The following is a 23178-nucleotide window of genomic DNA, read 5'->3' on the forward strand; positions in this document are numbered from 1 at the left end:
AGCAGGCTCTGGCCGACAATTACTGGGGCGATGGGGCGACGACCCTGGAATGGACCGTGCCGTCCCCCGCGCCGCACCACACCTTCGAGGATGTTCCGGTGATCCGATGAGGTCGTCGCCAGCAGCCATCTTCCGTCAGGGCGCTGTCGCGGGCGAGTCCGTTCTCGCGGATTCGGTGCTGCTGGGCGCGACGACGGCGGATTGGATCGCGCTGCTCAAGCCGCGCGTGATGGTTCTGGTGGTGTTCACCGGGATCGTCGGGCTGCTGCTGGCGCCGGGCGGGATCAATCCGGTGCTCGGCTTCGCCGCGATTCTGTGCATCGCGGTGGCGGCGGGTGCGGCGGGGGCGATCAATATGTGGTACGACCGCGATATCGACGCGATCATGCGGCGCACCGCCAAACGGCCGATTCCGGCCGGGCGGATCGCGCCGGGCGGCGCGCTGAGCTTCGGGGTGGCGCTGTCGTTCTTCTCGGTGCTGGTGATGTGGCTCGCGACCAACCTTCTGGCGGCGGCGCTGCTGGCGGGGTCGATCGGGTTTTACGTGTTCGTCTACACCATGGGGCTGAAGCGCCGGACGCCACAGAATATCGTGATCGGCGGGGCGGCGGGCGCGTTTCCGCCGGTGATCGGCTGGGCGGCGGTGACCGGGCATGTCGGCCTGCTGCCGGTTCTGCTGTTCGCGATCATTTTCTTCTGGACGCCGCCGCATTTCTGGTCGCTTTCGCTGTTCGCCTCGGCCGATTACGAGCGCGCCGGGGTGCCGATGCTGCCGGTGGTGGCCGGGGCGCGAAAAACCCGGCTCGCGGTGATGCGCTATACGCTGTGGCTGGTACCCATTTCGCTGCTGCCTTTCGTGCTGCATCTGGCCGGGCCGGTCTATGGCGCGAGCGCCATGATGCTCGGCCTCGCCTTCGTCTGGTATGCGTGGCGGGTGATGCGCGACGCACAGGATGCCACCGGCGTCAGCCTGACGCGCGACGCGCCGGCCAGGGCGGCGTTCAAATACTCGATCCTGTACCTGTTCCTGATTTTCGGCGCCCTGGTGCTGGACCGGCTGGTATGACCGACCCGATCGTCGACATGCATTGGACACCGGAGCAGAAGGCCGAATTCGTGCGCCGGCGGCGCGGACGCAACTGGGCGCTGCTCGGCGCGCTGGTGGCGCTGTGCCTGCTGATCTATGCGATCGCGGTGGTGAAGCTGTTGCATAGCGGGCATATGTGGTGAAACGAAATCTGGGCGGTTCTGGGAGGATCGAGGAATGAGCGGTGAACTTCATACGGCGGAAGGGCAGATCGCGGGGCGCGTGCCGCACCCGTATCATCTGGTCGAGCCCAGCATCTGGCCGGTATGCGGCGCCGTCTCCGCGATCCTGATCGCCACCGGGATCATTTTCGTCGCCCACTACAACGATTACTGGTTCCTGATCGCGGGTATGATCGGCGCCTTTACCACCATGTATGTCTGGTGGCGCGACGTGATCGCGGAAACCCGCACCCCCGGCCTGCACAAGCTGATCACCCAGATCGGGCTGCGCTACGGCATGGCGCTGTTCATCACCTCGGAGGTGATGTTCTTCGTCTCGTTTTTCTGGGCCTATTTCAACTTCTTCTTCTTCCCGGCCCATATGGGCTACATGCATGTCGCGGTCTGGCCGCCGCAGCACATCACCACCATCGATCCGTTCGCGGTGCCGCTGTTCAACACCATGGTGCTGCTGCTGTCGGGCACCACGATCACCTGGGCGCATCACGCACTGATCGAGGACGACCGGCGCGGGCTCATCATGGGGCTCGCCTGCACCGTGCTGCTCGGGCTGACCTTCCTCGCCGGACAGACCTACGAATACACCCACTCGCCGTTCAACTTCTATCATGGCGGGATTTTCCCCTCGGTGTTTTTCATCGCGACCGGGTTTCACGGGTTTCACGTGATCGTCGGCACCTCGTTCCTGATCGTGAATTTCTTCCGTGCGGTGAAGGGGCAGTTCAGCGTCAAGCGGCATTTCGGCTTCGAGGCGGCGGCCTGGTACTGGCACTTCGTCGACGTGGTGTGGCTGTTCCTGTTCGTCTGCATCTATTATTTCGGCCGCAGCGCGATCACCGCCGCCTAGTGTGGTGGTTCTGAAGTTCTTGCGCATATGCGGCGGCGCTTTTTAGGAACTTCAGAACCAAAAACCACACTAGAATCATATACTTGCTAGTGTCCTTTCGATTCGGAAGTTCGTATGGTGCGGGTTTGACGATAGCGAACTTCCGAATCGGGACACTAGTCCCGTGATCGGTCGGGGGCTGCCGCGCGCGCCCCGGCGGCGCCTGATCGGGATGGGGATGTTCAGTTTCGTCTCGTTCTGGCTGCTGATCGCGCTCGGGGTCTGGCAGGTGCATCGCTGGCACCACAAGGACCGGGTGCAGCGGCGGATCGACGCGGCGCAACTGGCCCCGCCGGTGCCGCTGCCATCGCATCCCACGCCCTATCAGAAGGTCGCGATCGCCGGGCACTGGATCGCCGGTCGCGCGGCGTTCTTCGGCGATCAGGTGCGCAACTCGGTGGCCGGGCCGGTGCGGGGCGCGCAGCTCGTCATGCCGTTCCGGCGCGACAATGGCGATGTGGTGATGGTCGATCTCGGCTGGGTTCCGGGCACGGCGCCCAAGCCGGTGCCGGTGCCGGCCGGACCGACCCAGGTTTCGGGCTACGTGCAGGCGGCACAGAAGCCCGGCCTGTTCAGCGCACAGGATAACGTGGCGGGACGCATTTTCTACACGCTCGACCCGAGGCGGATCGGCGCCGGGCTCGGTTTGAATCGCGTGGCCGATTTCACCCTGATCGTGGTGGGGCCCAAGCCGCTTGCCGGCGGACCGGTGCCGGCGCCGCGCCTGCCGCACCCGCCCAACAATTCCGAGCAATACGCACTGACCTGGTTCGGGCTTGCCATGGTCGTGGTGTTCGAGTTTTTCTTCTACGCCCGCAAACAGCTTGGAGAGAGTTCATGACCGACGCCTATGACCGCCTGACCCGGCGCTTCGCCCGGATGGCGACGGTCGAGGAGGCCGTTGCGATGCTCGGCTGGGACGAGGCGGCGGTGATGCCGGATGGCGGCGCCGAGGCGCGGGCGGATCAGCTCGCCACATTGTCCGGCATCGCGCACGGAATGCTGGTGGAACCGGAGGTCGCCGCCGATCTCGCCGTCGCCGAAGCCGCGCCTCCCGCGGATGATGCGGCGCGGCGCAACCTCGCGCTGATGCGCCGCGCGCATCGCCAGGCGACGGCGGTACCGGGCGAGCTGGTCGAGGCGCTGGCGCGGCAATCCTCGACTTGCGAGAAAATCTGGCGCGCGGCGCGCAAGGCGGGCGATTTCGCGATGGTGGCAGGGCCGCTCGGCGAGCTGCTCGCGCTGGTGCGCGTGCAGGCTTCGGCGCTCGGCGCGGCGTTCGGGCTGGCGCCGTATGACGCGCTGATCGACCAGCATCAGCAAGGCGTGCTCGCCGGCGAGATCGCGCCGGTTTTCGCGCGCTACGAGGCGTTTCTGCGCGAGGCGCTGCCACGCGCCGAGGCGTTGCAGGCAAAGCGCGACGCCGCGCTGCCGGGTGCGGCGCCCTTTGCCGAATCGGTGCAGGAGGCGCTGTGCCGCCGGCTCGCGGCCGAGGCCGGGCTCGATTTCGCGCAGGCAAGACTCGACCGCTCGACCCATCCGTTCTGCGGCGGCACGCCGAGCGATATCCGCATCACCACCCGCTATGACGAAGCCGATTTTTGCTCCGCCCTGATGGGTGTTCTGCACGAAACCGGTCACGCCTTGTATGAAGCGGGCCTGCCGCGCGGGTTCGCGCGCCAGCCGGTGGGGTTCGCCGCCGGTATGGCGGCGCATGAAAGCCAGTCGCTGATCGTCGAGATGCAGGCGGCGCGGTCGGATGCGTATCTCGGTTTTCTCGGCCCGATGCTCGCCGAGGCGTTCGGCCAGGATGCGGCGGATTTTTCGCTGCCCCGGTTGAGTGCGCGGCTGCGCCATGTGACGCGCAGTTGCATCCGCGTCGAGGCCGACGAACTGACCTATCCGGCCCATGTCATTCTGCGGTTCCGGCTGGAGGCGGCGATGATCGCCGGCGATCTCGCGGTGGCCGATCTGCCCGAGGCGTGGAACCAAGGGATGCGCGACCTGCTCGGCATCACCCCGCCGGACGATGCGCGCGGCTGCCTGCAGGACATCCACTGGTATTGCGGGACATTCGGCTATTTCCCGAGCTATACGCTTGGCGCGATGGCGGCGGCGCAACTGATGGCGGCGGCGCGGCGTGCGGTGCCGGATTTGGACTTGGCACTGGCGCGGGGCGATTTCTCGCCGCTGCTGGGTTGGCTGCGCGCGAATGTCCACGCCCATGGTGCGCGGTTCGGCTTCAACGAGCTGCTCCGGCAAGCGACCGGCAAGATGCTCGACCCCGCCGATTTCGAGGCGCATCTGGCGGCGCGTTATTTGGTGGGGTGAAAAAGAAAACCGCCGCACAAAGATCGCTTGACAAAATTCCATATCTCCAATATATTGGAAATATGGAAAAAACGCACGCTTTGGCAACCCTCGCGGCACTCGCGCAGGAAACCCGGCTCGATATCTTCCGCCTTCTGGTGCAGGCGGGACATGGAGGACTTCCCGTCGGGCAGATCGGAGAACGGCTCGGGTTGCCGTCGGCTACTCTGTCTTTCCATCTTGCCCAACTGAAGCAAGCGGGGCTGATCAGCTTTCATCGAAAAAGCCGCTCGCTGATTTATGCAGTCAATTATCCCGCGATGACCGGCCTGATGGATTACCTGGCCGAGAACTGCTGCCGTTTGGGGGATGGACGGGAAGCGTGCTGCCACGGCGCGTTGGGCGGGCCAGGGAGCGGGACCATCGAATCTTCGGCCAACATCGGAAAAGAGGTAAAGCCATGAAGCGCTTGCACGTTCATGTGTCCGTTGATAATCTTGCCGCATCCATCCGGTTCTACAGTGCGGTTTTTGCGACTGAGCCGGTGGTTGTGAAATCCGATTATGCGAAGTGGATGCTCGATGACCCGCGCGCCAACTTCGCGATTTCAACACGCGGCAGCCGAACCGGCCTCAATCATCTGGGCATCCAGGTGGAGACGCCAGAGGAATTACAGGAGGTCTATGCCCGGCTTCAGCACGCCGAGAGACCCGTGTTCGAAGAAGGGCAGACGATTTGCTGCTACGCCCGGTCGGAAAAGGCTTGGATTTCCGATCCGCAGGGTCTTCGGTGGGAGACCTTTCGCACCTATGGCGACAGCACGACCTATGGGAATGATCCTGATCCCGAATCCATTCGAGTGGCGGTAGAGTCCAGCGCTTTACCGAAGACGTCGAACGATTCTTGCTGCGCATCGAAGCAGGAAACCGCGAACCGTCAAGCTGACGCATGATGCCGCAGCCGATTTCCGGCTCGTCATTCTGCACGGGAACGTTAGCGCGCGACCTGCCGTGGGTTGATCTGCGATGTTATCAAGGGTTCGTCGTTCTCACGACGATTTGCCTCGCTTTTGTATTGCTGATCATTCTCCTCGACAGTTCGAGTGATTGAGATCGGCGGGGAGGGCGTTCTCCGGCGGCTGGGGCAAAAAATCACGCGGCCTCGTGGCGGCGCAGTCCCGCCTGGAGCGAGCGGCGGGAGGTGGCGAGATGGGCGGCGAGAGCGCGTTTCGCCGCGTCCGCGCGGCCGGCGAGCAGCGCGTTCAGCACCGCGAGATGTTCGGCGATCGCGACCTTGCTGCGCTCGATCTCCTGATGCTTGTCCCACTGGTAATGGTAGTGGAACAGGAAGGAGACGATGTCGAAGAAATCATGGGCGAAGCGGTTCTTCAGCCTGCCGATGATCCACAGGTGAAAATCCCGGTCGAGCGCGGGGAATTCGGAATAACGGCTGGTCAGGGCAGCCTCGATCGCGCGATGGCGCTCGATCAGCGCCTCGGTCGCCGCGCGGAAGGCCGGGTCCGGCGCGCGCGGAATGCGCGCGATCGCCGCCATTTCGATCAGTTCGCGCATGTCGGCCACCTCGGCGGCGAAACCGGCATGGAATTCGCGCAGGGTCCAGCCGCCGCGCGGCTGTTTCGCGATGAGCCCGAAGCGGGAGAAGCCGATCAGGAATTCCCGCACCGAGACGGTGCTGGCATTGCTCTCGCGCGCGAGCTCGGCTTCGGAGAACACGTGGCCGGGGCGCCAGTCGCCCAGCAGCACGCGCTGCATGAATTCCCGCTCGATCAGTTCCTGCGGCCCGTCGGTTTCGGTTTCGGCGAAGTAGTCGCCTTGTTGAGGTTTTCGCCGCACGGCGAAGCCGGTCTCGCCGCGCGCCAGGATGCCGGTGCCGACGAAACGCTCGATCGCGTTGCGGATGGTGGTGCGGCTGACATTGAATTGCCGGGCCAGCGCGCTGTCCGACGCGAGTATCGTGCCGTTCATCGTGGCGATATGGTCGAGCAGGGCATTGCTCGTGCGTTTGAGCAGGGTGTTCGGCTTGGCCATGGGTCAGGGTCGCCCGGCGATCCGGCGGAGCAGGGGCAAATTTCTCAAGACGTTCTCCTATTATTATCGGCCCGTTACGAGCATCATCCATTTAGCCAGTTCCGCCATCCGGGACCAGTATTTATTCGCAAAAACGAATAGTGACGGACGCGACCCGCTTCCATGCTTGCCGGGACGCAAGACAGGCTCTACCGGAACATCATGACGCTGGAGCAGTTGCGGATTTTCGTCGCGGTGGCCGAGCGCGAGCACGTGACCCGCGCGGCCGAGGCGCTTGATCTGACCCAGTCTGCCGCGTCCGGCGCGATCGCGGCGCTGGAGCGCGAATTCGGCACCAAATTGTTCCACCGGGTCGGGCGCGGCATCGCCCTGACCGAGGCCGGGCGGGTGTTTCTCGGCGAGGCGCGGGCGATCCTCAAGCGCGCCGAGGCGGCTTCGGCGGCGATGCGCGAATTGTCCGGCCTCGCGCGCGGGCGGCTCGCGATCAAGGCGAGCCAGACCATCGCCAATCATTTCCTGCCGCTGCATCTGGTCGCGTTTCATCGCGCCTATCCGGGGGTCAATCTCGCGGTGTCGGTCGGCAATTCGGCGCAGGTGGCGCAGGCGATCATCGAGGGATCGGTCGAGCTCGGCTTCGTCGAAGGGCCGGGTGAGAGCCTGAACAACCCGCTGATCGCCGCCGAGCTGATCGCACAGGACCGGTTGGTTCTGGTGGTCGCTTCCGGGCATCCATGGGCCGGGCGGAACGGTCTGGGCGCGCGCGATCTCGCCGCCGGGCGCTGGGTGCTGCGCGAGGACGGCTCAGGCACCCGCGCGGTGTTCATCGACGCGATCGCGGCGCTCGGCGTGCCCTATGCGCAGCTCGATATCGCGATCGAACTGCCATCGAACGAGGCGGTGCTCGCGGCGGTGATCGGCGGGGCGGGAGCGACCGTGCTGTCGGAGAGCGTGTGCGCCGATAGCATCGCCTCGGGGCGGCTGGCCAGGGTCGAGCTGCCGGTGCAGAGCCGGCCCTATTACGCGGTGCAGCATGTCGATCGCTATCGCTCGCGCGCGGTCGCCGCCCTGCTCGGGATGCTGCGCGAGGCGGAAACGCGAGTATAAATAACCTTACGTCAGAACAACTGCCATTTGTTTCACGTGAAACAAAGCATACCGATCCTGTCCTATTTTACGGCCATTTCACTTCGGGGGGCAGACTCATCAGGATCGCCTCGGTATTGCCGCCGGTTTTCAGGCCGAAGGTGGTGCCGCGATCGTACAGCAGGTTGAATTCGACGTAGCGGCCGCGGCGGATCAACTGGGCTTCGCGTTCCGCCTCGGTCCAGGGCTCGGTCATCCGGCGGCGGACGATCGCGGGGTAGCAATCCAGGAAGGCGAGGCCGACATCGCGGGTGAAGGCAAAATCCGCCTCCTGGTCGCCGCTGTCGAGATGATCGTAGAAAATCCCGCCCGCGCCACGGGTTTCGTCGCGGTGGGGTAAATAAAAATACTCGTCGCACCATTTTTTGAAACGGAGATAATAATCTGGATCGTACGAGTCGCAAGCATGCTTGAACGCGGCGTGGAAACTGGCCGCGTCTTCCGCCGCCGCCTCGGTGCCGGGTTGCAGTGGGGTGAGATCGCCGCCGCCGCCGAACCAGCCCTTGGTGGTGACGATCATGCGGGTGTTCATGTGCGCCGCCGGCACGCGCGGGCTGCGGAGATGCGCGACCAGGCTGATCCCCGCCGCCCAGAAGCGCGGATCGTCCGCCGCGCCGTGGATATTTTGGCTGAATTCGGGGCTGAACGTGCCGCTCACCACCGAGATGTTGACCCCGACCTTCTCGAATACCCGGCCGCGCATCACGCTCATCGCCCCGCCGCCTTCCAGATGGTTCTTGCCATCGTCGGCGCGGGTCCATTCGGTGCGGACGAACCGGCAAGGAGGATGGTCGGTCTCCCGATACTCGTCCTCGATTTTCTCGAATTCCAAGCAGATGCGGTCGCGCAATTCGGCGAACCACGCCGTGGCGCGGGGCTTGAGGGCGTCGTGGGGGATGGCGGTCGGTTCGGTCATGGGCGGTTCTATAGCCGATTCGTTCGCGGATGCATCGAGATGGATCGTTTCACCGCTTTGCGGTTCGCGATGACGGCGGAGAGGGATGAGCGGCGGGGTTGAAATTTCCTCATTTTCCGGTCATGCGAAACCAGGGCTTCGAGAGACCGGAGGCGGGATGGCTGAGAACGGTGCGACCTCAGGCGCGCATGAGGGCGAAGAGCGGCGCGATTTCCTGAAAATCCTGTTCGGTGCGACCGCCGCCGTGGGCGCCGGGGCGATCGTGTGGTCGTTCGGCGCGGCGCTGGAGCCCGGCGAAGCGGCGCGCGACCAGTCGGTGTTCGATGTCGATCTGGCGCCGATCGAGCCGAATTCGGGAATTTCGCTCCGCTGGCGCGGCAAGCCGGTGTTCATCCGGCATCTGACCGCCGAACAGGTGAGCGCGGTCGAGGCGACGCCGATGAAGGATCTGCTCGATCCGGTGCCGGTCAAGCAGCGGGTCAGGCCGGGGCACCATCAATATGCGGTGGTGATCGGCATCTGCCCGCATCGCGGCTGTATTCCGGTCGGCAACAAGGCGTCCGACCCGCGCGGGCCGTATGATGGCTGGCTCTGCCCGTGCCATGGCGCCGCGTTCGACGCGGTGGGCCGGGTGCGGCGCGGCCCGGCGCGGCAAAATCTGGCGATCCCGCCGTATCGGTTCGTGTCCGATACGCTGATCCGGCTCGGTTGAGGTGATCATGGACAAATCCGAATCCGAAGCGGCGCCAGGCTGGCTGGAGACCCGCCTGCCGCTTTGCGCCGTCTGGCGCACGCAGTGGCGCGATCATCTGGTGCCTGCCAACCTGACCCTGGTTTGGTCGTTCGGCGTGCTGGTCGCGGTGGCGCTGGGGGTGCTGACGCTGAGCGGGATCTGGCTCGGGTTTGCCTATGTGCCGACCACGCAGGGGGCGGCCTTGTCGATCGAGCGCTATACGCGCGCGGTGAATTTCGGCTGGCTGATCCGCGATCTGCACCGCGACGGGGCGACCATGCTGTTCGGCGTGGTGTTCATCGAGCTGTTTCGGGGGATTTATTACGGCAGCTACCGCAATAGGCGGGAACTTGCCTGGATCATCGAGGTGGTGCGGTTCTTCGCGTTTCTGGCGGTCGGGTTTTTCGGGTTCGCGATGACCGGCGGGGCGGTGGCCGATGCGGCGGTGACGATCATGGCGGCGCATATCGCCGCGATTCCGCTGTTCGGTTCGGCGCTGGCGCACTGGTTTCTCGGCGGTTTCATGGTCGGGTCGGCGACCGCGCCGCGCCTCGCGATGGCACATGAGACGATCGGGTTTCTGGTGCTGCTGATCGCGCTGCTCGGCTTTATGGCATCGCGCGCGGCACCGCCGGCCAATCCCGACGGAATCGCCGTGCCCGACCCGCGCGACATGGTGCCGCAATCGGCCTATGCCGGAAAATTGTTCACCGCCTTCATGATTTTCGCGCTGATTTTCGCGGTGATCGTCGCCTTCGCACCGGGGCTGGGCCAGCCGGCGGGAATGAGCCTGACCTCGCCGATGGCGATGCCGGTGCAGCCGGTGCCGCCCTGGTATCTGCTCGGGTTTCACGGTTTGGCGCGGGCCGGGCAGAGCGCGGGCGGCGGGACGCTGCTGACGGTCGCGGCACTCGTGCTGCTGGGCGCGCTGCCCTGGCTGGATCAAGGGATCGTGGCGAGCGGGCGCTACCGGCCGCTCTATGCCGGATTCGTGATCGTCCTGGCGATCGACTGGGTGGTGCTGTCGGTGGCGGCGGCGCAGCCGGCGACCGGGATCTGGCCGGCGGTGATCGATATCGCCACGATCTATGTTTTCGTCCATTTCATCGTCATCACGCCGCTGGTGACCATGCTGGAGCGCGCGCATCCGGTGCCGGCGCGCATCGCCAGGAGGACCGCCTGATGCGCCGCCTGTTGTTCGCCGCCGCCGTTGCGCTGACCGCGCTCGGCCTTGGGCAATCCGCCCGCGCCGAGACGCGGACGCCGCAGAGCTTCCGGTTTCAGTCGCTGTTCGGCACCTACAACAAGGCGAGCCTGCAGGTTGGTTTTGCCGTCTATCAGGCCGATTGCGCGAGCTGCCACGGGCTGAGCCTGGTGCATTACCGCGATCTCGCGCATCTCGGCCTGAGCCCGCAGGATATCGCGGCCATCGTGTCGCACATCAAGGTGCAAAAGGGCGTCGATCCGGCGGGCAAGCCCGTGCTGGCGCCGGCGATGGCGCGCGATGCGTTCAAATCGCCGTTCCCGGACGAAGCGGCGGCGGAGAAAAAGTTTCACGGCGCGATCCCGCCCGATCTGTCGCTGATCGAGCGGGGCCATCGGGACGGCGCGGATTTCGTTTTTTCTCTCCTGATGGGGTACCGGGCCGCACCGCCGAACGTGACGATGCCGCCGCATCATTTCTACAACATCGCCTATCCGGGCGGGCTGATCGCGATGGCGCCGCCGCTCAAGCCCGGCTCGGTCACCCTGGCCGACGGCAAGAAGCCGGACGTTCAGGCAATGGCGCATGACGTGGCGGAGTTTCTCGCCTGGACGGCCGACCCGACGCTCGACCAGCGCAAGGCGGTGGGGCTGCGGATCATTATTTTTCTGCTGATCCTGGGCGCGCTCGGCGGGTTCGCGATCAGGGCGGGACGGCGGACATGAGCGACGCGGGGCGCAAGCCGCTGATCGGCATCATCGGCGGATCGGGCCTCTACGATATCGCGGGGCTTGAGGACAAACGCTGGGAACGGGTTTCGACGCCCTGGGGCGAGACGTCCGACGAGTTGCTGTTCGGTACGCTGGACGGGGTTTCGGTGGTGTTTCTGCCGCGTCATGGACGAGAGCACAGAATATCGCCGACCGATTTGAATTACCGGGCGAATATCGACGCGCTGAAGCGCGTCGGGGTGACCGATGTGCTCGCGCTCTCGGCGGTGGGCAGTCTGCGGGCGGATTTGCCGCCGGGGCATTTCGTGATCGTCGATCAGTTCATCGACCGAACCTTCGCGCGGCCGAAGAGCTTCTTCGGCGCGGGTTGTGTCGCTCATGTGTCGATGGCCGATCCGGTGTGTTCGCGGCTGGGCGACGCGCTGGAAGCGGCGGCGCGCGGGCTCGATGTGCCGGTGACGCGCGGCGGGACCTATCTCGCGATGGAGGGGCCGCAATTCTCGACGCGCGCGGAGAGCAACCTGTACCGGAGCTGGGGCTGTTCGGTGATCGGCATGACCAACATGCCGGAAGCGAAACTCGCGCGCGAGGCGGAGCTTTGCTACGCGACCGTCGCCATGGTGACCGACTACGATTGCTGGCACGACGACCACGACGCGGTGACGGTGGAGCAGGTGGTGAAAGTTCTGCACGGCAATGCCGATCGCGTGCGGGCGCTGGTGCGCGCGGTGGTGCCCAGGCTTGGCGGTCAGGCGCATGGCGGCGAGCGGCATGATTGCCCGGCGGGATGCGACCATGCGCTGGATCACGCGATCATCACTGCCGAGGGTGCGCGCGACCCCGATCTGGTGGCGCGGCTCGATGCCGTGGCGGGGCGGGTCCTGGGCGACTGATTAAGCGCCTTCCCAAGTGCTTGGGTTTTTGATATAGATGCCAACGGTCCTGCGGATCGGTGGGCTGCGGGTCGTTGTGTATCCAAACGACCATCGGCCGCCGCATGTTCATGTTACTCGGTACGGAAACCGAGGCGGTGTTTATTTTGAACTGTCCGAATGGACCGCCGAGCCTGCGCGGGAGTTTCGGGTTTTCCACGGCCGAACTGAACCGCATCGCTTCGGCGCTTGCTGCCAGTCTGGCAGCGCTTTGTGGTGGATGGGAGCGGATTCATGACGATTACTGATCGTGACCGGGTTGTGGCTGAAGCAGAGATGAAAGACCAGCCTCGCGCGGTGCGGGCGCGGTTTGACCGGCGTGTGTCGCGGGTAGTGATCGGGTTGGATAATGGTTTGGAGCTGACGTTTCCGCCGCGTCTCGCACAGGGGCTGGAGCAGGCGACGCCGGAGGAGCTGGGCAATATCGAGATCAGCCCCGCCGGGGATGGTCTGCACTGGCCGGCTATCGACGCCGACTTGTATGTGCCGGCCCTGCTACAGGGCATGTTTGGGTCCAGGAGTTGGATGGCGCGCCAGCTTGGCGGTACGGGCGGAAGGTCACGGTCGCATGCCAAGGGTGCGGCTGCGCGGGAAAACGGCCGCAAGGGTGGCCGGCCGCGCAAATTGGCAAACGGGTAGAGCGGGCGAGAGCGTCATGCCTGCCGCTTTCGCGGGCGGAGGATGATGGTTTCGGAAGCGATTTCGTTTGAGTCGCGGGCCTGATTCCGGCATGAGTCTTGCTGAGCCGAATCGGTGTCCGTGTCGTGAACCCTGGAGCAAAACAATGGCCGAAGCCGCGCCTCTGACAATCGAGACCAAGGGGATCGCCCCGGTGACGGTGGCGGAGTCGCATGGCAGGCCACGCGCCCTGTTCGGGTTGTGGATGGCGGCGAATGTCGAATTCGCGACGATCACCACCGGCGCGCTGGCGACCGGCGCGTTCGGCCTTTCGGCGAGCGATGCGATCGCGGCGATCATTCTGGGCAACGTGATCGGTGCCGTGCTGCTCGCGGTGTTCTCGACGCTTGGGGTGGAATACGGCTTGCCGCAGATGATCCAGGGTGCGGCCTGGTTCGGCCGGCGCGGCAACAAGCTGCCGTCGTTCCTGAATTTTTTCGGCGGGTTTTCCTGGTTCGGGGTGAACACCATCATCGGTGGCTATGCCCTGCAATACATGCTCGGCACCAGCCTGATCGGCAATATCGTGGTGCTGTGCGTGGTTCAGGTCGCGATCGCCACGGTCGGGCACGACCTGATCCATGCGGCGGAGCGATATTTCTTCTATCTCCTGGTCGCGATTTTCCTGGTGCTCAGCGTGATCGCCGCCGGCCATATCGGCCATCTGCCGGCGGCGAACCCCAAGCTTTTGAAAAATGTCGGCGGCAGGTCGGGTGCGTTCATCCTGACCACCTCGATCGTGGTGGCCTATGTGCTGGGCTGGATTCCCTATTCGTCGGATTACACGCGCTATCTCAACCATCAGGGCGAGGCGGCGGCGACCAAGCGCGCGGTGTTCGCCAACGCGTTCTGGGGCACGCTGATTTCCTGCATCTGGATGGAGGTGCTGGGTGCTGTCATCGGCGCGACCGTGACGTTGAGCAAGCCGTCCGACCTGTTCACCGCATGGATGCCGCACTGGTTTCATGCGCCGCTGATCATCGCCATCGTGATCGGCACGGTGAGCGCGAATATCCTGAACATCTATTCGGCGACCTTGTCGTCGCTGGCACTGGGGATCAGGCTGAAACAGTCGCAGGCAGCGCTGATCTGCGGCGGGATCGGCACGGTGATCTCGGTGCTGGCGGCCACCAATTTCATCAAGAATTACGAGGATTTTTTGTTTTTCCTCGGCTACTGGACCGCGCCCTGGGTGGTGGTGATGCTGCTCGGCCATGCCACGCGGCGCCATTCGCGGCTCGGCGCGGTGAGTGCCGGGTTCGTCGCCTGGATCGTCGGGATCGCGGCGAGCGTGCCGTTCTTCAACCAGTATCCGCTGTTCGTCGGCGCCTTCGCCGCGACCCATCCCGGCTTCGGCGATATTTCGTTCCTCATCTCGGCGGTGGTGGCCGGCGTGGTCTATCTGGCGCTGACCACCTCGGACGAGACCGCCGCGCGGTTCAATCGGCCGCACGAGGCGATGCGGGTGTGATATCGGCGTCGAGCCGTTTGCGCGCGGTGGCGAAGCCGCCCGCGCGGTCGCGATGCGGGGCGAAGGTGGCGAAGCCGATCGGCTTCGGCACGCCGAGATAGATCGCCTCCATGCCGCCGGATTTGCGGTAGGTTTCGTGCCAGAAGGCGGTGCCGCGCGGATTGCCGAGGAAATCCGACCACCAGGTTTTATGCGGATCGGCACGGGTGAAGCGCTCCAGCGATTCGAAATCGCGCCAGTACTGGCGGATGCCGACATGGTCGATCTGCCAGAGGAAATTTTCGTGGTGAAGCAGGCCGTCCGGCTTGTCGCGGGCGAGGGCAGCGAGCGGCCGGCCGAAGCCGAGCAGGGTGCGGATGCCGGCGAGCCGGGTGATCTTCATGCCGAGATAGACCACGGTGAGATCGGGATAGGCGGTGAGATCGACGGCGACGGGTTGCATGCTGGGCGGCATGGTGGCATCTCCATGTTGACGACGTAAACATAGGGCCAAAGTTAACAATGTCAACATCAAAAGCGCTCATGCCGTATCATCATGGTGATTTGCGCAATTCCCTGATCGAGGCAGGGATGTCGCTGCTGCGCGGCGGCGGGGTCGCGGCGCTGACCTTGCGGGGGGCCGCGCGCGCGGCGGGGGTGTCGGCGACGGCGACCTATCGGCATTTCGCCGATAAGGAGGCGCTGCTGGCCGCGATCGCGGCGGAGGGTTTCAGCCGGTTTGGCGCCGCCCTCGCGGCGGCGGACCAAGCCGGTGAGGGGGTTGCGGCGCTGCGGGCGCAGGGTGTGGCTTATGTGGAATTCGCGGTCGCCGAGCCGGCCTTGTTCCGGCTGATGTTCGGCGCGGCGAAGCCATGCGGGGACGACACGCTGAGCGAGGCGGCCAGGGCGGCGTTCGGCATTCTGGCGTCACGGGTTGCGGCGCTGGCCGGTGAGGCGGATGCGGAGACGGTGACGCTGGCGGCATGGTCGATCGTTCATGGGCTGGCCTGCCTGATCGTCGATGGTCAGATTACCGCCGCCGACCCCGCCGAACTCGCGGCGCGGATCGGCGAACGGTTGAGGATCGGTCAGCTTCGGTAGTCGGTGGGGCCGTCCTCGACCAGGCGAAGCGCGGATTGCCACGCCATTTCGTAATGCGCCATGCGCATCGCCTCGTCCATGCGGAACTGGGCGGCGGTGTGTTCGCAGACCTCGCGCGGCGGGATGACCAATTTGGCGCCGCCCGACAGCGCCGCGACCTGGGCCTGGCAGGCGCGTTCGAGGAAATAAATCTCGTGGAACGCTTCCTGGATTGTCCGCCCGCCGACCAGCAGCCCATGGTTGCGCAGGATCATCGCCTTGTTCTGGCCGAGATCGGACACGATGCGTTCGCGTTCGTCGAGATCGAGCGCGATGCCCTCATAGCCGTGATAGGACAGGCAGCCGTAGAATTTCATCGCGTGCTGGCTGATCGGCAGCAGCCCCTGTTCCTGCGCCGCGACGGCGATGCCGGCCGAGGTGTGGGTGTGGACGACGCACATCAGGTCGGGGCGGGCCATGTGGATCGCCGAATGGATGGTGAAGCCGGCCTGATTGACGGTTTTGCCGGTCTGCGCTGGGGTTTCGACGCGATTGCCGGCGAGGTCGATTTTCACCAGGTCGGAGGCGCGCATTTCGTGGAACATCACGCCGTAATCGTTGATCAGGAAATGGTGGTCCGGGCCGGGCAGGCGCGCGCTGATATGGGTGTAGATGAAATCGGTCATGCGGAAATGCGCGACCAGCCGGTAGAGGGCGGCGAGGTCGCAGCGGATCTGCCATTCGGCGGCATCGATGCCCGGCGGCGGGGCGATTTTGGTGGTGACGTTCATGGTCCGGTCCTCCTATTTTATCCGATGCTCGGACCGATTGCCGTTTGCGTCAAGCATCGGGCCGGGAGTTATGCCGGTTTCGGGCGGTGACGTTCGGACATGTTGCGGATCGGCAGCCTTGTTCGTATGATTTTCCGAATGCCGCCGAATGCGGGTGCGGGGAACCGGAGCAATGGCAGCCATCAACCTGGAAGCAAAACTGGCTCTGTTTTCCGAGCTTTGGTCGCCGAAGATCGTCAACTCGTTCAACGGCCATGACGTCATGGTGGTCAAGCTCAAGGGCGAGTTCGTCTGGCATTCCCACCCGGATACCGATGATTTCTTCCTGGTCCTGAAGGGAAATCTGACCATCAGGCTCCGGGATGACGATGTGCATCTTGGGCCTGGCGATCTTTATGTCGTGCCGAAAGGGGTCGAGCATTGTCCGGTCGCCAGGGATGAGGTTCATCTGTTGCTGATCGAGCCGGCCGGGACGCCGAACACCGGCGATGCGGCAACCGCGGTCGCGAAGGAAACGATCTGATGTCGCGGCTATGCCGGGTTTTCCGTGATTGGGGGACGGGATGAGCAAAAGCGGCCACGTTCTCCACACCGGCCGTCTGATCTAGCGCGACTGGCGGGACTCGGATCGGGAAGCGTTCGCGGCGATGAACGCCGATCCCGACGTAATGGAGGATTTTGGCGGCCCTTTGAACCGCACCGAAAGCGATGCGAAGTTCGACCGCTATGCCAGCGCCTTCGAACAACACGGCTTCTGCCGATCCAGGACCACGCAGGTTCCGGTCGCTGCTTTCAAACCGACAGTGACCCTATGCGCGATAAGGTTGCTGCGCCGGCCGATATCCTCTTTAATTTGCGCGGAAATACATGAAGGCGGGGCAAAATGGCGACATTCGTTACCGGGCGATGCTTCTGCGGAGTGGTCCGGTTCCAATCCGAAAAAAGGCCAGTCGCCGTGCGCGCCTGTTGGTGCAGGGATTGCCAATACCTGTCCTCGGGCAATGCGTCGATCAACGCGATATTCAAAACCGAGGCCTTCGAAATCACCGGCGAGGTCAGCGAATACGTCAGCAGGGCAGATAGCGGCAATGTCATGCGCCGGCGTTTTTGCCCCAGATGCGGGACGCCATTGTTCAGCGAGTCGCTATCCCGGCCGAACCTGATCGTGGTCCGAGTCGGTGCGTTGGACGACCCGGAGATCGGGCGGCCGGAGAATTTTATCTGGACGGCATCTTCGCCTTCCTGGGGCTTTGTCGATTCAGAACTTCCGAACTGTGACGGCCAGCCCGCTGCCATCCCCCGGCATTAGGATTCCCAATCAGGGGCGGTTCTCCCGCCAATGCGAGGAGGAAGCAAACCAGTCTTTCCGATCACTGGATTGCTTCGCCTTCGGTTCGCAATGACGGCCTGGGGGGCAGGATCAGCAGTCGTTGCCGCGCAGCATGAAGGACTGCACGATGTTGTTCTTCAGCGCGAAGGTGGTGGTGCAACTGCTGGTATAGGCCGTGGCGGGGAAACCGCCATCGCCATAGAACGGGCCGTAGAATCCGCCGACCGGATAGAAGAACGGGCCCATGCCGTACGAGCCGGACGAATAGTGGAAATGCCGGTGAACATAGGCGAAATAGGTGACGCCGGCGACGTCGATGCGCCGGTTCGGCACGCCGAGCCCGGCGACCAGGGCGGATTCCGGCCGCCCGACATAGGCGGACATCCGTTCGGACAGGCTCGGCCCGGTCGCACACCCGGCAAGCGCCGCGGCGGCGAGCGGGGCTGTCAGGATCAGCTTACGCATGATCGGCTCCCGAGTTCTGGTCTTTCGACCGTTACCGTATTGTATTATGGGACTGTATCCCCCGTGTGTCAGAGCCATAACACATCCGTGATCCGGTTGGCAGAGCCGGCGATCATGGCGAGGCGGTCGAAGCCGAGTGCGATGCCGGCGCAGGGCGGGAGATCGGCGACGGCGGCAAGAAAATCCTCGTCGAGCGGCCAGTCCTCGCGGGTGTTCATTGCATGGCGGCGGGCGCGATCAGCCTCGAACCGGGCGCGCTGTTCGGCCGGATCGGTGAGTTCGGCGAAGGCGTTGGCGAGTTCGATGCCGCAGACATAGAGCTCGAAGCGCTCGGCGACGCGCGGATCGCTGGCACTCCTGCGCGCGAGCGCCGCCAGAGGCGCCGGCCAATGTGTGATGAAGGTGGGATTTTTTCGCCCGAGATACGGCTCGATCCGGCCGAGCATGAGGCGGAAGAACAGATCCTCCCAGGTTTCGCCGGCACGGAGCGGGGTACGGGACTCGGCGGCGAGGGTTTCGGCATCGCCGATGCTGGCGAGCACGTCGATGCCGAGATGGCGACGGAAGGCTTCGGCGACGGTGAGGATTTCGATGTCGGCGAGGCTGGTGGTGATGCCGCGACAGGTGACTTCGGGCGGCAGTACGGCGCGGAGGAAAGCGATGGTTTCATCGATCAGGTCAGGGAGCGTGGCGCCAATTCGATACCATTCGAGGAGCGAAAATTCGGCGGCGTGGGTGTCCGACCCCTCGCCGTTGCGCCAGACGCGGGCGAGCTGGAAGATGTTGCCGGTGCCGCCGGCGAGGAGCTTCTTCATCGCGAATTCGGGTGAGGTGTGCAGCCAGAGTTTTTCTCCGGTGCCGTCGGGGAAGATGCGGGTGGTTTCGAAAGCGGAAAGATGAACTTCCTCGCCGGGCGCCGGGACCGCGTAGGGGGTTTCGACTTCCAGATAGTCGCGCGCGGTGAAAAAGGCGCGGGTCGCCTCCCTGAGCAGCGCGCGGCGGCGGAGATGCGGCAGGCGGGCGGCGAGGCGGTCGGGCGCCCATGCTTGTGCGGTCATGCCGGTTTGGATAGCACTCAGTGGGACGATTCTGAAATTCCTACCCGATTGCTGCGGCAATTTTTAGGAATTTCAGAATCAAAGACCACACTGGAAAGTTTTGATTTTCCTAGTGTTCTATCGTTTCGGGAATTCGTAGAACGCTATGGGCAATGCAAACGAATTTCCGAAACGGAACACTAGGCCATGACAGCGCGCACCCTTCGCACCCCGGATGAGTTGATCGCGGCCGGTTTCGCGCCGGAAGCGGCGCGTGCCGGGCTGGAACGGGTCGCGGCGCGCTATGCGACGTCGATCCCCCCTGCCCTCGCCGCCTTGATCGAGCGGCCGGACGATCCGGTCGGACGGCAATTCATCCCCGATCCGGCGGAACTGGTGGTCGCGGCTCATGAGAGCGCCGATCCGATCGGCGACGATGCGCTGTCGCCGATCAAGGGGGTGGTGCATCGCTATCCCGACCGGGCGTTGCTGAAGCCCACCCTCGCCTGCCCGGTCTATTGCCGATTCTGCTTTCGCCGCGAGCATGTCGGGCCGGATGGCGGGGTGTTGACCGCGGCGGAACTGGATGCGGCGATCGGCTGGATCGCGGATCATACGGGGATCAGCGAGGTGATTTTGACCGGCGGCGACCCGCTTATTCTCTCCGCAAGGCGGGTGCGTTCGGTCCTGGACCGGCTTTCGGCGATTCCGCATGTGAAGCGGCTGCGCATCCATACCCGCGTGCCGGTGGCCGCACCCGAATTCGTCACCCAGGCGCTGGCCGACGCGCTGGATGTGGCGACGCCGCTGTTCGTGGTGATCCATGCCAATCATGCGCGCGAATTCACCGATGCGTCGCGAGCGGCACTCGACCTGCTGCGGCGCGGCGGGGTGCCGCTGCTCGGCCAGTCGGTGCTGCTGCGCGGGGTGAACGATTCCGTTCCGGCGCTGCGGGACCTGTTCGAGGCGATGTTGGCGGCGCGGGTGAAGCCGTATTATCTGCACCAGCTCGACCCGGCGCCGGGGACGGCGCGGTTCCATGTGCCGATCGCCGAAGGCCGCGCGCTGCTCGCGGCGCTGCGCGGGACGATTTCGGGAACCGCCCTGCCCGCCTATATCCTGGATGCGCCGACCGGCAAGATGGTGCTGGAGCCGAGTCCGGTCGCCGGTTAGAGTATCCGTTGTGGTCAAGCGTGATTAGGCTGCCACTTGTTGCGACCTGCCTTGAGCAAGGCATCGGCGAGGATGCTGGACTGGCCGTCCGACTTGCGCGCCCGTCGCGGCCACGCTCTAACCGGCCTCTCGGTGTGGATTATACGATGCGCCTCGATGTATATGGGAGCGATCTCCGGGCTACACGGCGCCCGGACCAAAAAGCTGTCCGTACGGACGTTGTGCTGGGGCAATGTACGCGCTGGGCGTAACATCAATCGTCCGCGTCGACTTTTCGTCGTAGGCCATGATGGATCAGTCGGTTGCGTACATCGCAGGTTTGATCAGGGAACGCCTAGATAGAAACTGATCCCAGGCGGCGGTTGAGGTGGCCCATACACGACTGGCGGCTGCGCGTAATAGCCGTTTTGTCCATATTGTCCATAATATCCCGCCATTGGCCGGGGTCGCCGAAAATGCCGAAAGCGCTCCGGCGGATGATAATAACCCGGCTGACCCCAGGGTTGCCGCCGCCCGTGTTGATCGGCTGCTGCCGGGTTCATGGCCAGCACGAGAACGATCCCGATTGCCGGGCCGAGTGTGATCCAGTTTTTCATCACTGAGTCTTTCTGGCGCCGCTAGCAACGGCGACCCGATTTTCGAACAACTCATCGGCGGTTTTTTTCTGTGTGGGGGATAACACTCCGTAGAGTTTCGTGAAAGCCGGGATCAACTTGTTGAGGGCAGCCAGATGCGCCCGCGTGAACTCGCGGTAAGATTTTAGGATTTCAACCGCGGTCATGGTTTCGGCATTCCGTGAACGCTGTTTATAAAGCGTTTCCATCTGCGTCGCATTCTGACGCATGACTGAGGCAAGCGCGTCCCATTGCGAGCGCTGTGCGGAGGTAATTTTAAGTTCAGTCCGCAATTTGTTGATATGCGCCTTGATTTCCGACGCAGGGCTGGTTGTGGCGGCTGACGATGCAGCGGGCGCTGTACTCTGCGTACTCTGCGCGAAAGCAGGAGACAGGCCGGCGATCAGCAGTCCAGCACTCAGCACCGTGGCTGAGATGAAACGCGGCATCATGGTCAAACTCCAATGTTTGAATAACAGTCCTCCAAAAACCGCAGATGTCAAGCAATATATGGGCTCTCAGAATGAGAATATTACATCAGCGTCATTAATATTCAATGTATAATAGCAATTTCTATACATCGGCCCGCTGTGTTGCCCGTTGCCGACAATACTTCAAAAGCAACCAGAGACGAATAGATGCACGCGTTACCGACAGCTTTGGGTCATGATGGGTCGGTCTGGCCCAGCCGGCCAAGCGACGCCTTTGGCTCGAGAACGGAATGTCAAGCTTGCCCGCGACTGAAACTTTTCCAATGTGCTGCGGCGCAATTTCACTCCCGTTTCACTTTTCATCTTCTTTTGCGGCCACGCGATTCCGTTTCCCGATCGCCGCGCCGGATGATTCAGCCACTTCCCGCCCGATCAGCGTCAGCCATGGCGGCGTCCGGCGCGCATTCAGCGTCGACCACAGCGAATCCTTCGGCCGATGACGCTTCAGCGGACCCGTCGCCACCATGGACGGAATTTACCGCCGAATTCTTTCGGTTGAGTAAATATTCAGGTTCGAATGACGGTCAGACCCAGCCCGGTTCACCGTCCGTTTCCAGCTCGGGGTGCGGCTGAGTCGCGGCGATCGCCGCCTCGGCGGGCAGTTGCGCCGGTCTTGGCCCGCCGGCCATCCAGTCCAGCAACTCAACGGTATGGATGGTCGAAAGACCAGCTCCGCCAAGCTGCGTGAGGCAGCCAATATTGCCGGCGGCGATCGCATGCGGCTTCAAGGGCTTGATCGTCTCCAGCTTGCGCGCGCGCAACTGCCCCGCGATGTCCGGCTGCAGGATGTTGTAGGTGCCCGCCGACCCGCAGCACAGATGCGCATCGCGCGGTTCGGCCACGGTGAAGCCAGCGCGCTTGAGCAGAATTTTCGGCGCATCGGTGATTTTCTGGCCGTGCTGGAGCGAGCAGGCGGCATGATAGGCGAGGGTGATCGGCTGTTCCGGCGGCCGGCTCGGCTGATAGTCGAGCCGGAGCAGAAGCTCCGAAATATCCACCGCGAGCGAAGCGATCCGCGCCGCGCGCTCCGCCTCCGGCGTGTCGCGAAGCAGAAATCCGTAATCCTTCAGCACCGTGCCGCAGCCCGAGGTGTCGGTGACGATCGCGTCCAGCCCGTCCGTGTCGATTTCCCGGCTCCAGGCCGCCACGTTCGCCCGCGCGAAATCGAGCGCCGCCGCGTGCTTGCCAAGATGGTGGGTCAGCGCGCCGCAACATCCCGCGCCCCTGGCGACCACCACCTCGACCCCCATGCGGGTCAGCAGACGGATCGTGGCGTCATGAATGCCGGGGTCGAGCACCTGTTGCGCGCAGCCGGCGAGCAGCGCCACCCGTGCGCGCCGCGTGCCCTGCGGGGGAAACACGCCTTGCCGCTCGGTCGCGCCCCGCCCCGGCAGCGCGCCGGGAGCCAGATCGAGCATCGCGCGCAGCCGTTGCGCGAACAGCGTTTCGCCGCCGATCAACCCGCCGGCGAAGCGGGCCAGCCGTGCGCCGCGCAGCGCCGCCCGCAGCCGCGCGGGATAGGGCAGAATCGCCGCCAGCAGCGCGCGCAGCGCCCGGTCGTGGCGCGGCCGCTGATAGGTTTCCTCCACCCTGACCCGCGCATAATCGATCAGATGCATGTAATCGACGCCGGACGGGCAGGTGGTCATGCAGGCAAGGCAGGAGAGGCAGCGGTCGAGATGGAACGCCACCGGCTCGCTCGCCGGCGCTCCGGTCTCCAGCATGTCCTTGATGAGATAAATCCGCCCGCGCGGGCTGTCGTCCTCGTCGCCGACGACCACGAAACTCGGGCAGGTCGCGGTGCAGAAGCCGCAATGCACGCAGGAGCGCAGAATCCGGTCGGCAATGGCGATGTCCGGGGCGGCGAGCTGTTCGGCGGTGAAACTGGTTTGCATGA

At 64.3% G+C, this 23178-nt stretch carries 28 protein-coding genes; 19 read left to right on the plus strand and 9 right to left on the minus strand.

Features of this window, described 5'->3' with window-relative positions:
- Positions 1-106: 106 nt before the first annotated feature.
- From L2A60_RS12145 to L2A60_RS12175, 7 genes are all read left to right on the plus strand, one after another.
- Positions 107-1066, plus strand: a complete 960-nt coding sequence (locus tag L2A60_RS12145) for a heme o synthase (RefSeq protein ID WP_235704650.1) — start codon at positions 107-109, stop codon at positions 1064-1066.
- Complete coding sequence (locus L2A60_RS12150; RefSeq protein ID WP_235704651.1) at positions 1063-1230, plus strand: hypothetical protein; 168 nt, start codon at positions 1063-1065, stop codon at positions 1228-1230. Before L2A60_RS12145 ends, L2A60_RS12150 begins: the two co-directional genes overlap by 4 nt.
- Positions 1231-1264: 34 nt before the next feature.
- Entirely contained in the window at positions 1265-2116 is an 852-nt protein-coding gene (locus tag L2A60_RS12155; protein WP_235704653.1) for a cytochrome c oxidase subunit 3, read from the plus strand.
- A gap of 163 nt (positions 2117-2279) precedes the next feature.
- Positions 2280-2996 carry an SURF1 family protein gene (locus L2A60_RS12160; RefSeq protein ID WP_235704655.1) on the plus strand — a complete coding sequence of 239 codons (717 nt, stop codon included), beginning with the start codon at positions 2280-2282 and terminating at the stop codon, positions 2994-2996.
- Positions 2993-4486: a carboxypeptidase M32 gene (locus L2A60_RS12165; RefSeq protein WP_235704656.1), complete on the plus strand. Its 1494-nt coding sequence runs from the start codon at positions 2993-2995 to the stop codon at positions 4484-4486. Before L2A60_RS12160 ends, L2A60_RS12165 begins: the two co-directional genes overlap by 4 nt.
- Before the next feature lie 62 nt (positions 4487-4548).
- Entirely contained in the window at positions 4549-4929 is a 381-nt protein-coding gene (locus L2A60_RS12170; protein ID WP_235704657.1) for an ArsR/SmtB family transcription factor, read from the plus strand.
- Positions 4926-5417, plus strand: coding sequence for an ArsI/CadI family heavy metal resistance metalloenzyme (locus L2A60_RS12175; protein ID WP_235704658.1), 492 nt, complete (start codon positions 4926-4928; stop codon positions 5415-5417). Before L2A60_RS12170 ends, L2A60_RS12175 begins: the two co-directional genes overlap by 4 nt.
- A 199-nt stretch (positions 5418-5616) precedes the next feature.
- On the opposite strand, the gene L2A60_RS12180 is transcribed toward L2A60_RS12175, so the two are convergent.
- On the minus strand, positions 5617-6513 hold the full coding sequence (locus tag L2A60_RS12180) for a GntR family transcriptional regulator (RefSeq protein ID WP_235704659.1): 897 nt from the start codon (positions 6511-6513) through the stop codon (positions 5617-5619).
- Positions 6514-6675: 162 nt separating this feature from the next.
- On the opposite strand from L2A60_RS12180, the gene L2A60_RS12185 reads away from it, so the two are divergent.
- On the plus strand, positions 6676-7617 hold the full coding sequence (locus tag L2A60_RS12185; RefSeq protein WP_329603571.1) for a LysR family transcriptional regulator: 942 nt from the start codon (positions 6676-6678) through the stop codon (positions 7615-7617).
- A 67-nt stretch (positions 7618-7684) separates the two neighbouring features.
- Here the strand turns inward: L2A60_RS12185 and hemF are convergent, their stop codons facing one another.
- Entirely contained in the window at positions 7685-8572 is an 888-nt protein-coding gene (gene hemF, locus L2A60_RS12190) for an oxygen-dependent coproporphyrinogen oxidase (protein ID WP_235704660.1), read from the minus strand.
- Between the two features lie 157 nt (positions 8573-8729).
- On the opposite strand from hemF, the gene petA reads away from it, so the two are divergent.
- From petA to L2A60_RS12230, 7 genes are all read left to right on the plus strand, one after another.
- Complete coding sequence (petA, locus tag L2A60_RS12195; RefSeq protein ID WP_235704662.1) at positions 8730-9284, plus strand: ubiquinol-cytochrome c reductase iron-sulfur subunit; 555 nt, start codon at positions 8730-8732, stop codon at positions 9282-9284.
- A gap of 7 nt (positions 9285-9291) precedes the next feature.
- The gene (locus L2A60_RS12200) at positions 9292-10488 is read left to right on the plus strand and encodes a cytochrome b (protein WP_235704663.1); all 1197 of its coding nucleotides are present in this window, start codon (positions 9292-9294) and stop codon (positions 10486-10488) included.
- Entirely contained in the window at positions 10488-11234 is a 747-nt protein-coding gene (locus L2A60_RS12205) for a cytochrome c1 (protein WP_235704664.1), read from the plus strand. Before L2A60_RS12200 ends, L2A60_RS12205 begins: the two co-directional genes overlap by 1 nt.
- Positions 11231-12133, plus strand: coding sequence for an S-methyl-5'-thioadenosine phosphorylase (locus L2A60_RS12210; protein ID WP_235704665.1), 903 nt, complete (start codon positions 11231-11233; stop codon positions 12131-12133). Before L2A60_RS12205 ends, L2A60_RS12210 begins: the two co-directional genes overlap by 4 nt.
- Positions 12134-12170: 37 nt before the next feature.
- On the plus strand, positions 12171-12410 hold the full coding sequence (locus tag L2A60_RS12220) for a DUF4160 domain-containing protein (RefSeq protein WP_407932547.1): 240 nt from the start codon (positions 12171-12173) through the stop codon (positions 12408-12410).
- Entirely contained in the window at positions 12407-12811 is a 405-nt protein-coding gene (locus L2A60_RS12225; protein WP_235704666.1) for a DUF2442 domain-containing protein, read from the plus strand. The genes L2A60_RS12220 and L2A60_RS12225 overlap by 4 nt, the downstream gene beginning before the upstream one ends.
- 145 nt (positions 12812-12956) lie before the next feature.
- Positions 12957-14321: a purine-cytosine permease family protein gene (locus tag L2A60_RS12230; RefSeq protein ID WP_235704667.1), complete on the plus strand. Its 1365-nt coding sequence runs from the start codon at positions 12957-12959 to the stop codon at positions 14319-14321.
- Here L2A60_RS12230 and L2A60_RS12235 read toward each other — a convergent pair.
- Positions 14290-14775: a DUF4188 domain-containing protein gene (locus L2A60_RS12235; protein ID WP_235704668.1), complete on the minus strand. Its 486-nt coding sequence runs from the start codon at positions 14773-14775 to the stop codon at positions 14290-14292. The genes L2A60_RS12230 and L2A60_RS12235 overlap by 32 nt on opposite strands.
- 47 nt (positions 14776-14822) lie before the next feature.
- Here L2A60_RS12235 and L2A60_RS12240 point away from each other — a divergent pair, with 47 nt between their 5' ends.
- Entirely contained in the window at positions 14823-15401 is a 579-nt protein-coding gene (locus tag L2A60_RS12240) for a TetR/AcrR family transcriptional regulator (RefSeq protein ID WP_235704669.1), read from the plus strand.
- Here the strand turns inward: L2A60_RS12240 and L2A60_RS12245 are convergent.
- Positions 15389-16171 (minus strand): class II aldolase/adducin family protein, encoded by a 783-nt coding sequence (locus L2A60_RS12245; RefSeq protein ID WP_235704671.1) that lies wholly within the window; start codon positions 16169-16171, stop codon positions 15389-15391. The genes L2A60_RS12240 and L2A60_RS12245 overlap by 13 nt on opposite strands.
- A 172-nt stretch (positions 16172-16343) precedes the next feature.
- Here L2A60_RS12245 and L2A60_RS12250 point away from each other — a divergent pair, with 172 nt between their 5' ends.
- Together L2A60_RS12250 and L2A60_RS20895 are read left to right on the plus strand one after the other, a co-directional pair.
- The gene (locus L2A60_RS12250) at positions 16344-16694 is read left to right on the plus strand and encodes a cupin domain-containing protein (protein ID WP_235704672.1); all 351 of its coding nucleotides are present in this window, start codon (positions 16344-16346) and stop codon (positions 16692-16694) included.
- Positions 16695-17054: 360 nt separating this feature from the next.
- Complete coding sequence (locus L2A60_RS20895) at positions 17055-17480, plus strand: GFA family protein (protein ID WP_407932548.1); 426 nt, start codon at positions 17055-17057, stop codon at positions 17478-17480.
- Positions 17481-17591: 111 nt separating this feature from the next.
- Here the strand turns inward: L2A60_RS20895 and L2A60_RS12260 are convergent, their stop codons facing one another.
- A complete protein-coding gene (locus L2A60_RS12260) occupies positions 17592-17966 on the minus strand; it encodes a hypothetical protein (RefSeq protein ID WP_235704674.1) in 375 nt (124 codons plus the stop codon).
- 68 nt (positions 17967-18034) lie between these two features.
- Positions 18035-19024: an EF-P lysine aminoacylase EpmA gene (epmA, locus tag L2A60_RS12265; protein WP_235704675.1), complete on the minus strand. Its 990-nt coding sequence runs from the start codon at positions 19022-19024 to the stop codon at positions 18035-18037.
- A 186-nt stretch (positions 19025-19210) separates the two neighbouring features.
- Here epmA and L2A60_RS12270 point away from each other — a divergent pair, with 186 nt between their 5' ends.
- Positions 19211-20176, plus strand: a complete 966-nt coding sequence (locus tag L2A60_RS12270) for a lysine-2,3-aminomutase-like protein (protein WP_235704676.1) — start codon at positions 19211-19213, stop codon at positions 20174-20176.
- Positions 20177-20771: 595 nt separating this feature from the next.
- On the opposite strand, the gene L2A60_RS12275 is transcribed toward L2A60_RS12270, so the two are convergent.
- The 3 genes from L2A60_RS12275 to glcF all read right to left on the minus strand — a co-directional run bounded on the left by L2A60_RS12275 (position 20772) and on the right by glcF (position 23176).
- Positions 20772-21242, minus strand: a complete 471-nt coding sequence (locus L2A60_RS12275) for a Spy/CpxP family protein refolding chaperone (protein WP_235704677.1) — start codon at positions 21240-21242, stop codon at positions 20772-20774.
- 331 nt (positions 21243-21573) lie between these two features.
- Entirely contained in the window at positions 21574-21747 is a 174-nt protein-coding gene (locus L2A60_RS12280; protein WP_235704679.1) for a hypothetical protein, read from the minus strand.
- Between the two features lie 58 nt (positions 21748-21805).
- Positions 21806-23176, minus strand: a complete 1371-nt coding sequence (gene glcF, locus L2A60_RS12285) for a glycolate oxidase subunit GlcF (protein WP_235704681.1) — start codon at positions 23174-23176, stop codon at positions 21806-21808.
- Positions 23177-23178 lie beyond the last annotated feature (2 nt).

Source organism: Acidiphilium iwatense (assembly GCF_021556475.1).
Classification (GTDB): Bacteria; Pseudomonadota; Alphaproteobacteria; order Acetobacterales; family Acetobacteraceae; genus Acidiphilium; species Acidiphilium iwatense.

Bases quoted from the DNA above. Each gene is read 5' to 3' on its own strand.
- L2A60_RS12225 (WP_235704666.1), top strand. From the start codon at position 12,407: ATGACGATTACTGATCGTGACCGGGTTGTGGCTGAAGCAGAGATGAAA.
- L2A60_RS20895 (WP_407932548.1), top strand. From the start codon at position 17,055: ATGGCGACATTCGTTACCGGGCGATGCTTCTGCGGAGTGGTCCGGTTC.
- L2A60_RS12185 (WP_329603571.1), top strand. From the start codon at position 6,676: ATGCTTGCCGGGACGCAAGACAGGCTCTACCGGAACATCATGACGCTG.
- L2A60_RS12180 (WP_235704659.1), bottom strand. From the start codon at position 6,513: ATGGCCAAGCCGAACACCCTGCTCAAACGCACGAGCAATGCCCTGCTC.
- petA (WP_235704662.1), top strand. From the start codon at position 8,730: ATGGCTGAGAACGGTGCGACCTCAGGCGCGCATGAGGGCGAAGAGCGG.
- L2A60_RS12145 (WP_235704650.1), top strand. From the start codon at position 107: ATGAGGTCGTCGCCAGCAGCCATCTTCCGTCAGGGCGCTGTCGCGGGC.
- L2A60_RS12200 (WP_235704663.1), top strand. From the start codon at position 9,292: ATGGACAAATCCGAATCCGAAGCGGCGCCAGGCTGGCTGGAGACCCGC.
- L2A60_RS12175 (WP_235704658.1), top strand. From the start codon at position 4,926: ATGAAGCGCTTGCACGTTCATGTGTCCGTTGATAATCTTGCCGCATCC.
- L2A60_RS12210 (WP_235704665.1), top strand. From the start codon at position 11,231: ATGAGCGACGCGGGGCGCAAGCCGCTGATCGGCATCATCGGCGGATCG.
- L2A60_RS12205 (WP_235704664.1), top strand. From the start codon at position 10,488: ATGCGCCGCCTGTTGTTCGCCGCCGCCGTTGCGCTGACCGCGCTCGGC.
- L2A60_RS12275 (WP_235704677.1), bottom strand. From the start codon at position 21,242: ATGATGCCGCGTTTCATCTCAGCCACGGTGCTGAGTGCTGGACTGCTG.
- L2A60_RS12245 (WP_235704671.1), bottom strand. From the start codon at position 16,171: ATGAACGTCACCACCAAAATCGCCCCGCCGCCGGGCATCGATGCCGCC.
- L2A60_RS12150 (WP_235704651.1), top strand. From the start codon at position 1,063: ATGACCGACCCGATCGTCGACATGCATTGGACACCGGAGCAGAAGGCC.
- glcF (WP_235704681.1), bottom strand. From the start codon at position 23,176: ATGCAAACCAGTTTCACCGCCGAACAGCTCGCCGCCCCGGACATCGCC.
- L2A60_RS12240 (WP_235704669.1), top strand. From the start codon at position 14,823: ATGTCAACATCAAAAGCGCTCATGCCGTATCATCATGGTGATTTGCGC.
- L2A60_RS12165 (WP_235704656.1), top strand. From the start codon at position 2,993: ATGACCGACGCCTATGACCGCCTGACCCGGCGCTTCGCCCGGATGGCG.
- L2A60_RS12280 (WP_235704679.1), bottom strand. From the start codon at position 21,747: ATGGTGGCGACGGGTCCGCTGAAGCGTCATCGGCCGAAGGATTCGCTG.
- L2A60_RS12250 (WP_235704672.1), top strand. From the start codon at position 16,344: ATGGCAGCCATCAACCTGGAAGCAAAACTGGCTCTGTTTTCCGAGCTT.
- L2A60_RS12230 (WP_235704667.1), top strand. From the start codon at position 12,957: ATGGCCGAAGCCGCGCCTCTGACAATCGAGACCAAGGGGATCGCCCCG.
- hemF (WP_235704660.1), bottom strand. From the start codon at position 8,572: ATGACCGAACCGACCGCCATCCCCCACGACGCCCTCAAGCCCCGCGCC.
- L2A60_RS12270 (WP_235704676.1), top strand. From the start codon at position 19,211: ATGACAGCGCGCACCCTTCGCACCCCGGATGAGTTGATCGCGGCCGGT.
- L2A60_RS12220 (WP_407932547.1), top strand. From the start codon at position 12,171: ATGCCAACGGTCCTGCGGATCGGTGGGCTGCGGGTCGTTGTGTATCCA.
- L2A60_RS12170 (WP_235704657.1), top strand. From the start codon at position 4,549: ATGGAAAAAACGCACGCTTTGGCAACCCTCGCGGCACTCGCGCAGGAA.
- L2A60_RS12235 (WP_235704668.1), bottom strand. From the start codon at position 14,775: ATGCCGCCCAGCATGCAACCCGTCGCCGTCGATCTCACCGCCTATCCC.
- L2A60_RS12155 (WP_235704653.1), top strand. From the start codon at position 1,265: ATGAGCGGTGAACTTCATACGGCGGAAGGGCAGATCGCGGGGCGCGTG.
- L2A60_RS12260 (WP_235704674.1), bottom strand. From the start codon at position 17,966: ATGCGTAAGCTGATCCTGACAGCCCCGCTCGCCGCCGCGGCGCTTGCC.
- epmA (WP_235704675.1), bottom strand. From the start codon at position 19,024: ATGACCGCACAAGCATGGGCGCCCGACCGCCTCGCCGCCCGCCTGCCG.